Raw genomic sequence first — 9,061 nt, 5'->3', positions numbered from 1 at the left:
CACCCGCAGTCCTCTCAATCCTCCATGCCCAGGTCCTCGCCCTGACCGACGAGCCCAACAAGATCAAGACGACATGTTAATGATCTGCAAGCCCTTAGTGCCGTGGCCGGAGGGTTTGCCCGTGGACCCTCCGGCCACAGCACTAGGTCCGGCCGGCGGGGACCGTTCGGCCCCGCTCCGACGCGACACCTACGCAGAGCAGCGCCCCCACGTTCCGGTCGGAACGTGGGGGCGCTGCTCCGCGTACCGTTCGTACGGTTCGCGCTCAGTCGCCGATCAGGGCGTCCACGAACGCCTCCGGCTCGAAGGGCGCCAGGTCGTCCGGGCCCTCGCCGAGGCCGACGAGCTTGACCGGGACACCGAGCTCGCGCTGGACGGCGACGACGATGCCGCCCTTGGCGGTGCCGTCGAGCTTGGTCAGCACGATGCCGGTGATGTCCACCACCTCGGCGAAGACACGGGCCTGGGTCAGACCGTTCTGCCCGGTGGTGGCGTCCAGGACCAGCAGCACCTCGTCCAGCGGACCGTGCTTCTCCACGACGCGCTTGACCTTGCCGAGCTCGTCCATGAGGCCGGTCTTGGTGTGCAGGCGCCCGGCGGTGTCGATGAGCACCACGTCGGCGCCCTCGGCGATGCCCTCCTTGACCGCGTCGTAGGCGATCGAGGCCGGGTCGCCGCCCTCGGGGCCGCGCACGGTGCGCGCTCCGACCCGCTGGCCCCAGGTCTGGAGCTGGTCGGCGGCGGCGGCACGGAAGGTGTCGGCCGCGCCGAGGACCACGGAGCGGCCGTCGGCGACCAGCACGCGGGCGAGCTTGCCCGTGGTGGTGGTCTTGCCGGTGCCGTTGACTCCGACGACCATCACGACCGCCGGGGTCTCGACGCCGCTCTCGGTCTTCACCGCCCGGTCGAAGTCGGTGCCGACCAGGGTCAGCAGCTCCTCCTTCAGCAGGGCGCGCAGGTCCGCCGGGGTGCGGGTGCCGAGCACCTTGACCCGCTCGCGGAGCCGGTCCACCAGCTCCTGCGTCGGCACGACACCGACGTCGGCGATCAGGAGGGTCTCTTCGATCTCCTCCCAGGTGTCCTCGTCGAGGTGCTCGCGCGAGAGCAGGGTGAGCAGCCCCTTGCCGAGCGAGTTCTGCGAGCGGGCGAGGCGGGCGCGCAGCCGGACCAGGCGGCCGGCGGTGGGCTCGGGCACCTCGATTTCGAGTGCGGGCGGAGCCGCGACGACGGTGTCCTCGGCGGAGACCGGAGGCTCGACGGCCGTCTCCGCGTCGGGGAGGTCGACCTCCTCGATCGTGCGGCGCGGCTCTTCCGCCGTCTGTGCGGCGTCCTCCCCCACCTGCGGTTCGGCGGGCGGGGCAGTGATGGTCGGCGCGGCGGGCGGTGCCGGGGGCGGCAGCTGCTTCTTCTTGCGGCTGCTGACGACGAGCCCGCTGATCGCAGCGACCGCGACCAGGGCGATGACTACAGCAAGGATGAGGATGTCCATAACGCGTTCAGTATGCGCGACCTCGCGGCTTGAGCCCGGTCTCTGCAGGTGAGCGTCTCGGCCTTCACGCGCACGGCCGGCCCGTCGCCCGGCCGCATGTCGGCGGGACGCCTCCTGGGGCGGGGTCACGACCCGTCCGGTGCCGGACCGGTTCGCGCGCACTGAGCGGGCTCGGAATACGACCCCATGAGCCGCATGCCGGCCGGGCCCGCCGACGGCGCGATGGAGAGCGCGATCGGGACCGCCGAGCTCGCGCGCCGGATGCCTGTCCAACTGACGTGACGTCAGCTAACGTCCCCCTTCGCCCGCCCACCTGCATCCGGCGAAGGGGGACCTCTTCATGCCCATCACCGTGGTCCGGTTCAATCTCGTCGACCCCAACGGCACCCCCGAGACCCTCTCCGCCCGCTACCGGGCCGCACTGGAGATGGCGAAGTACGCGGACGACCGAGGGATCGACACGGTCCAGACCGAGGAGCACCACGGCGCCGCGGACAACTGGCTGCCGTCGCCGTTCGCCTTCGCGGGCGCGGTCCTCGGCGCCACCCGCCGGATCGCGGTCACCGTCTCGGCGATCATCGGTCCGCTGTACGACCCGCTGAGGGTGGCCGAGGACATCGCCGTCCTCGACCTGCTGAGCGGCGGTCGCCTCGTCACGGTCGCCGGCATCGGCTACCGGCCCGAGGAGTACGAGCAGCACGGCGTCGAGTGGGGTCGGCGCGGCACCCTCCAGGACGAGCTGTTGGAAACCCTGCTGAAGGCGTGGACCGGCGAGCCCTTCGCCTTCCGCGGGCGCACGGTACGGGTGACCCCGAGGCCCTTCTCGCGGCCGCACCCGATGCTCCTGGTCGGGGGCAGCTCCCGGGCGGCGGCCCGGCGCGCGGCCCGGCTCGGGCTGCCGTTCTTCCCCAGCGCGCACCTGCCGGAGTTGGAGGCGTACTACCACGCGCAGCTGGCGGAGCACGGGACCGAGGGCTTCTGCGTGATGCCCTCGGCCGAGACCCCGCTGCTGCACATCGCGCAGGACCCGGACCGGGTCTGGGCCGAGTACGGCGACTGCTTCCTGCACGAGGCCGGCGCGTACGCGTCCTGGCAGTCGAAGGACATCCGCAGCGCCGTACGGTCGACCGCGCGCTCGGTGGCGGAGCTGCGCGCGGAGGGCGTCTACCGGGTGCTGACCCCGGACGAGGCGGTCGGGTACGCCCGGAGTGCGGGCGGGGCGGGAAACCTGGTGCTGCACCCGCTGTGCGGCGGGATGCCGCTGGACGAGGGTTGGCGCAGCCTGCACCTGTTGTGCGAACAGGTGCTGCCCCGACTCAACGAGTGAGAGGGGGCAGCACCTGGTGCGAGAGGAGAGGGGGTATTGGCGGGGGTGGTTACCCCATCTCCTCCAACGCCTTGCCCTTGGTCTCCGGCACCCACTTGAGGATGAACGGGATCGAGAGCACGGCGAAGATCGTGTAGATGACGTACGCGCCGGACAGGTTCCAGTCCGACAGGGTCGGGAAGGTGACGGTGATGACCCAGTTGGCGACCCACTGGGCGGCGGCTGCGAGGCCCAGGGCCGCGGCCCGGATGCGGTTGGGGAACATCTCGCCGAGCAGCACCCAGACCACCACGCCCCACGAGAGGGCGAAGAAGAGCACGAAGGAGTGCGCGGCGATCAGCGCGACCGTGCCCTGGGTGTCCGGCATGGAGATGTTGTCCCCGCTGCCCTCCTTGTAGGAGAAGGCCCACGCGGCGCAGCCGAGGGAGATCGCCATGCCGACCGAGCCGATGAGCGCGAGCGGCTTGCGGCCGAGGCGGTCGACGAAGATCATCGCGATCACCGTGCCGATGATGTTGATGATCGACGTGGTGAAGGAGTAGAGGAACGAGCTGGTCGGGTCGATGCCGACGGACTGCCACAGCGAGGAGCTGTAGTAGAAGATCACGTTGATACCGACCAGCTGCTGGAAGACCGAGAGGCCGATGCCGACCCAGACGATGGGCAGCAGGCCGAAACGGCCGCCGAGCAGGTCCCGGAAGGTGGACTTGTGCTCCGAGCGCATCGCGTGCTCGATCTCGGCGACGCGCGCGTCCAGGTCGACCTTCGAGCCCTCGACCTCGCTCAGCACCTTCTTGGCCTGGTCGGTACGGCCGGCCCCGACCAGGAAGCGCGGGGACTCCGGGATGACGAAGGACATCAGGCCGTAGAGCACGGCCGGGACGACCATGACGCCCAGCATCCACTGCCAGGCCTCCAGGCCGCCGATCTCGCCCCGCTGGTCACCGTCGGCGAGGTTCAGGATCCCCCAGTTGACGAGCTGGGAGACCGCGATGCCGATGACGATCGCGGCCTGCTGGAACGAGGCGAGCCGGCCCCGGTAGGCGGCCGGCGAGACCTCGGCGATGTAGGCGGGGCCGATGACGGAGGCCATGCCGATGCCGAAGCCGCCGACGACGCGCCACATGGCGAGGTCCCAGAGGGCGAAGGGGAGGGCCGAGCCGATGGCGCTCGCCGTGAACAGGACCGCGGCGATCTGCATGCAGCGGATGCGGCCGATCCGGTCGGCGATGCGGCCTGCGGTGGCCGCGCCGAGCGCGCAGCCGATCAGCGCGGCGGCGATCACCTGGGCGAGGGCGGCCGAGCCGACGTCGAACCGTTCGCGGACGGCTACGACGGCTCCGTTGATGACGGAGCTGTCGTAGCCGAAGAGGAAGCCGCCCATGGCGGCCGCGGCGGCGATGAAGATGACGTGCCCGAGGTGTTCGGGGTGGGCGGCCCGGCCGCCGCTCGGCACCGGCGTCTGCGCTGTGCTGCTGGTCAAGGTCTGCTCCTGCGGTGCCCGGCTGCGGCGACGGGCTGGGTGGGGTGATTCCTTCCAGTGGCGCACAGCTGAAGATCCGGCACCACCCGAAGGGGAAAGGCAGCGGAGCGCGCTTATGTGTTCAGTTCTTGAAGTCAATAGGGCCAGGAGAACTTCACTTGCCCGGATTGCAGCCCAGGGCGTGAGGTCAGGGACTTCATTTCTTGAACGACCAGCTCAGCGCAGCCGCTGGCTGATGACCTTGGAGACGCCATCGCCCTGCATCGAGACGCCGTACAGTGCGTCAGCGACCTCCATCGTGCGCTTCTGGTGCGTGATGACGATCAGCTGCGAGCTCTCCTGGAGCTCCTCCATGATCCGGATCAGCCGCTGCAGGTTGGTGTCGTCGAGCGCGGCCTCGACCTCGTCCATCACGTAGAACGGGCTGGGCCGGGCCTTGAAGATCGACACCAGCAGGGCCACCGCGGTCAGCGAGCGCTCACCGCCGGAGAGCAGCGAGAGCCGCTTGACCTTCTTGCCGGGCGGCCGGGCCTCCACGTCCACGCCCGTGGCCAGCATGTTGTCGGGGTCGGTGAGGACCAGTCGGCCCTCGCCCCCGGGGAACAGCCGCGAGAACACCCCCTCGAACTCGCGGGCCGTGTCCCGATAGGCCTCGGTGAACACCTGCTCGACGCGCTCGTCGACCTCCTTCACGACCTGAAGGAGGTCGGCCCGGGTCTTGCGCAGGTCCTCCAGCTGCTCGCTCAGGAACTGGTGGCGCTCCTCCAGCGCCGCGAACTCCTCCAGTGCGAGCGGGTTCACCTTCCCCAGCTGCTGGTAGGCGCGCTCGGCCGCCTTGAGCCGCTTCTCCTGCTGCGCGCGGACGAAGGGGCCGGGCTGGTTGCGGGGGTGCTCCGGGTCATCGGGGAGCTCTTCCCCCTCGGCGGGCGGGCTCGGCGGCACCGGCTGGTCGGGCCCGTACTCGGCGACCAGCCCGGCGGCCTCCACGCCGAACTCCTCCAGGGCGCGGCCCTCCACCTGCTCGATGCGCAGACGCTTCTCGGCGCCGAGCACCTCGCCGCGGTGCACCGAGTCGGTGAGCTTGTCGAGCTCGCCCTTGAGGTCGCGACCGCGGGTCCGGGCCTCGCCCAGCTCCCGCTCCCGAAGCCCCTTGGCGTACTCGGCGGCGGCGCGCTCCTGTTCCGCCCGGCGCAGCGAGACGTCGAGGTGTGCGAGGAGCTGTCGGGCCCCGTCGCCGACGGCGCGGGCCACCTCGACCTCGTGGCGCAGCCGTTCGCGGCGCCGCTCGGCACGCGCCCGGGCCTCGCGCTCGGCCCGGGCTCCCCGGTCGAGCGCATCGGCCCGGCCGGCCAAGCCCTTGACCCGCTCCTCGTGGGTCCTGAGCTGGAGCCGGGCCTCCATTTCGGTCTGCCGGGCGTTGGCCCCGTCGGCCGCGAGCCGGTCCCGCACCGCGGTGTCGGGTTCCTCCTCGACGGGCATCTCCTCGGCCATGGCGAGCCGCTCGGCGCACTCCTCGACGTCGGCCAGCGCCTGGTCCAGCGCGTCCTGTGCCTTGGCCGCGGCGGCGGCGCTGCGCTCGGCTTCGCCGGCGGCTCCCTTCGCCTGCCCTGCGAGCCGCCCCAGCTGCTGCGCCACCCCGGCCCGGGCCTGCTCCACGGCGCGGCGGCGCTCCGAGATCTCCTCGACCCGCGCCACGAGTTCCCGGCGCCGGGCCTGGGCGCCCTGCTGGGCCTCGGCCAGCTCCCGGCACTCCAGGTCCAGTCGGTCCAGCTCGCCCGACGCCTCGTCGACGGCGGCCTGCACCTCGATCAGGCTCGGGGCCCCGGCGGAGCCGCCGTGCGCGAGATGTGCCCCGAGCACGTCCCCTTCGAGGGTCACGGCCACGGTGTCGGGCTGCTGCGCGACGAGCGCCTCGGCCTGGTCGAGGGTCTCGACCACAGCGCAGTCCCGCAGTACCCACGCGACGGCGCGCACCAGTGCGGGTTCACCGTGCAGCAGTCCTGCAGCGGCCACCGGCCCCGAAGCCACGGGCGCACGCCCGGCGGCGCCGGCAGCGCCGGCTGGAACCGGAACGACCGTGTGGCTGGGGTCAGCCGCACCGGCGGATACCCGGCTCGACGTCGCAATCCCGGCTCCGCCGACGGGCTCCGGCGCGGCGGCTCCGGCAGTTGGTGGCTCGGCCCGCCCGTCCGGAGCCGGAGGCTGACCGGGTACGGCGCAGCCGACCGGCACGGCCGGACCCGAGGCCGGACCTCGGCCCGGGGTCGGGGCGCCGTCCGGGCCTTCGCCCGCCTGGGTCGGGACGGCCGGGGGCGGGGACTCGGGGGGTGCGGCGATCAGGAACGCGGCCCGCCCCGCGTCCGCATCCCGTAGGTGCCGAATGGCCCCGGCCGCCGCAGCCGGCGAGGTCACGGCCACTGCGTCCGCCGCCGCACCCAACGCCGCCGCCACAGCGACCTCGTACCCCTGGGCCACGGTCAGCCGCTCCGCCGCCGGACCCAGCAGTCCGGCCAGCCGTTCCCGCACCGCGAGGAGCGCACCCGTGCCGTCCTTCCTGCGCAGCCCGAGCGCCAGCGCGTCCCGTCGTGCCGACACCGCCGCGCGCGAGCGCTCCGCGGCCTCCGCCGCGTCCCGCGCCGCCGCCAACCCCGCCTCCGCCGCCGCGAGCTGCGCCCGCGCCGCCTCGTACTCCCCGTCCATCCCCGGGTCATCGAGCCCGCCGACCTCCTGCGCCAGCGCCTCGTACTCCGCCTGCGCGTCGGCCGCCCGGGACTCGGCCCCGTCGCGTGCCGCGACCAGCCGGTCGATCTCCGCCTGTGCAGCACCGGCCCGCGACCGGGCCGCGCCCAGCCGCCCCGTCAGCCGGGCCAGGCCCTCACGTCGGTCGGCGATGGCCCGCGCCGCGTCCCGCAGCCGCCGCTCCTCCTCGGCCAGCGACCGCTCCAGCTCCGCGCGGTGCTCGACCGTGTCTTCCAGCGCTCGCGAGGCCGCCTCCAGGGCCGCCGTCAGCTCCGCCTCCTGCTCGCGGATCCGCGCCGCCTCCCGCTCCATGTCCTGCGGATCGCGGCCCCGGCGTTCCTCCTCGGCCGGAGCCGAGGCCGACTTGACCCGCGCGTCCGCCAGGGACGCGGTCCCCCGTACGCGCTCGGCCAACTGCGACAGTTCGTACCAGGTCTGCTGGGCCCGCTGGAGGCGCGGCGTCAACTGCCGCACCGTTTCCTCCAGCTCCGCCTCGCGCCGCAGCGCGTCCGCGAGTTGAGCCTCGGCCGCCTCCTTGCGTTCCTTCAGCGCCGCCTCGTCCGCGATCTCCGCGTCCAGGGCGCCCCGCAGCGTGACCAGGTCGTCGGCGAGCAGCCGCAGTCTGGCGTCGCGCAGGTCCGCCTGGATGACGGCGGCCCGCCGGGCGACGGCCGCTTGCCGCCCCAGCGGTTTGAGCTGCCGCCGCAGTTCGTCGTTGAGGTCCTGGACGCGCGCGAGGTTGGCCTGCATCGCGTCCAGCTTCCGCAGCGCCTTCTCCTTGCGCTTGCGGTGCTTGAGTACGCCCGCCGCTTCCTCGATGAAGGCGCGGCGGCCCATCGGATCGGCGTGCAGGACGGAGTCGAGCTGGCCCTGGCCGACGATGACGTGCATCTCGCGGCCGATGCCGGAGTCGGAGAGCAGCTCTTGGATGTCGAGCAGCCTGCAGGTGTCCCCGTTGATCTGGTACTCGCTGCTGCCGCCGCGGAACATGATCCGCGTGATGGTGACCTCGGCGTACTCGATCGGCAGGGCACCGTCGGAGTTGTCGATGGTCAGCGAGACCTCGGCCCGCCCGAGCGGTGGCCGCCCGGTCGTCCCGGCGAAGATGACGTCCTCCATCTTCCCGCCGCGCAGGGACTTGGCGCCCTGTTCTCCCATGACCCAGGACAGCGCGTCCACCACATTGGACTTGCCCGAGCCGTTCGGGCCCACGACGCAAGTGATGCCGGGCTCGAAGCGCAGGGTGGTGGCGGAGGCGAAGGACTTGAAGCCACGCAGGGTCAGGGACTTGAGGTGCACGCCGCCGGACTCTACCTTTTGCGTTCGGTTTCACCCATGAAGGTGCAGGGCACAACTGGCACCAAAGGATCGGGCCCCCCACCTGGCCCAACGCACGTGCGCACGGCCGACGCGTCGGTCAAAGAAAGAAGGGACGCCGAAGCGTCCCTTGCAGATCATGTCCCTTGCAGATCATGCGGGGCTGGAGTCGAGCGACGAATGAGCTGGGATCAGGTGAGCGCAGGCTCCGCCTGGGGTACGTCGATGTCGATGCGGTCCAGCAGCGAGTCTCCGTGCTGAGCGGCGGCCGCGTTCAGCGCGTCGTTTTCGGACTGAATCCGTACGAGCTCGGACTCGAGGTCCTGGACGCGCTGCTGAAGCCGTCGCATCTCGGCGAGGAGTCGCGGATCCGAACCGCCGACGTAACCGAGAAGCGCCTTTGCCATGATGGATGGTCCTCCACACTGAGTGACCGACCGAAGCGGTGTGGGTCGTGAGGGAATCGCACCCGCGGATGTCCGACAGCGACTGTCAGTCACTGCACTTACTACTGCCAACACTGCCAAACAGCTCAGGTGCGCGGGGCTTCCAGCGTCTCACCAAAAAGTTTGACGGTCAACACGATCACGCCCTGTATCGGCGGGCAGCCCGGCTCTCCCAAGGGGCGTGGAGATCGTCCGCTCTTTCGAGCCTTCCACGGATCGCCGCGGCCGGCAACGCGCCGACGGCGAATGCGCAGATCCGA

The 9,061-nt window shown here is 71.8% G+C and carries 5 protein-coding genes; 1 reads left to right on the top strand and 4 read right to left on the bottom strand.

Annotated elements, in window-relative coordinates; all coding sequences use genetic code 11:
* Nucleotides 1-265: 265 nt before the first annotated feature.
* Entirely contained in the window at nt 266-1,489 is a 1,224-nt protein-coding gene (ftsY, locus tag ABZZ20_RS15575) for a signal recognition particle-docking protein FtsY (RefSeq protein ID WP_356869913.1), read from the bottom strand.
* Nucleotides 1,490-1,829: 340 nt separating this feature from the next.
* Here ftsY and ABZZ20_RS15570 point away from each other — a divergent pair, with 340 nt between their 5' ends.
* Nucleotides 1,830-2,816 carry an LLM class flavin-dependent oxidoreductase gene (locus ABZZ20_RS15570; RefSeq protein WP_356869912.1) on the top strand — a complete coding sequence of 329 codons (987 nt, stop codon included), beginning with the start codon at nt 1,830-1,832 and terminating at the stop codon, nt 2,814-2,816.
* A gap of 49 nt (nt 2,817-2,865) precedes the next feature.
* On the opposite strand, the gene ABZZ20_RS15565 is transcribed toward ABZZ20_RS15570, so the two are convergent.
* The 3 genes from ABZZ20_RS15565 to ABZZ20_RS15555 form a co-directional block, all read right to left on the bottom strand.
* A complete protein-coding gene (locus ABZZ20_RS15565) occupies nt 2,866-4,299 on the bottom strand; it encodes a sugar porter family MFS transporter (RefSeq protein ID WP_356869911.1) in 1,434 nt (477 codons plus the stop codon).
* A 216-nt stretch (nt 4,300-4,515) separates the two neighbouring features.
* Nucleotides 4,516-8,337 (bottom strand): AAA family ATPase, encoded by a 3,822-nt coding sequence (locus ABZZ20_RS15560; protein WP_356869910.1) that lies wholly within the window; start codon nt 8,335-8,337, stop codon nt 4,516-4,518.
* A gap of 209 nt (nt 8,338-8,546) precedes the next feature.
* The gene (locus ABZZ20_RS15555; protein WP_030162422.1) at nt 8,547-8,762 is read right to left on the bottom strand and encodes a hypothetical protein; all 216 of its coding nucleotides are present in this window, start codon (nt 8,760-8,762) and stop codon (nt 8,547-8,549) included.
* Nucleotides 8,763-9,061 lie beyond the last annotated feature (299 nt).

The organism is Streptomyces sp. NPDC006430 (assembly GCF_040612395.1).
In the GTDB taxonomy this organism is placed as follows: Bacteria; Actinomycetota; Actinomycetes; order Streptomycetales; family Streptomycetaceae; genus Streptomyces.
Note: the sequence above shows the minus strand (reverse complement) of the source record. Positions and strands in the feature narration are given on the sequence as shown.

What these genes read in the sequence shown, in the direction of transcription:
- ftsY (WP_356869913.1), bottom strand. Translation starts at nt 1,489, where the DNA reads ATGGACATCCTCATCCTTGCTGTAGTCATCGCCCTGGTCGCGGTCGCT.
- ABZZ20_RS15570 (WP_356869912.1), top strand. Translation starts at nt 1,830, where the DNA reads ATGCCCATCACCGTGGTCCGGTTCAATCTCGTCGACCCCAACGGCACC.
- ABZZ20_RS15555 (WP_030162422.1), bottom strand. Translation starts at nt 8,762, where the DNA reads ATGGCAAAGGCGCTTCTCGGTTACGTCGGCGGTTCGGATCCGCGACTC.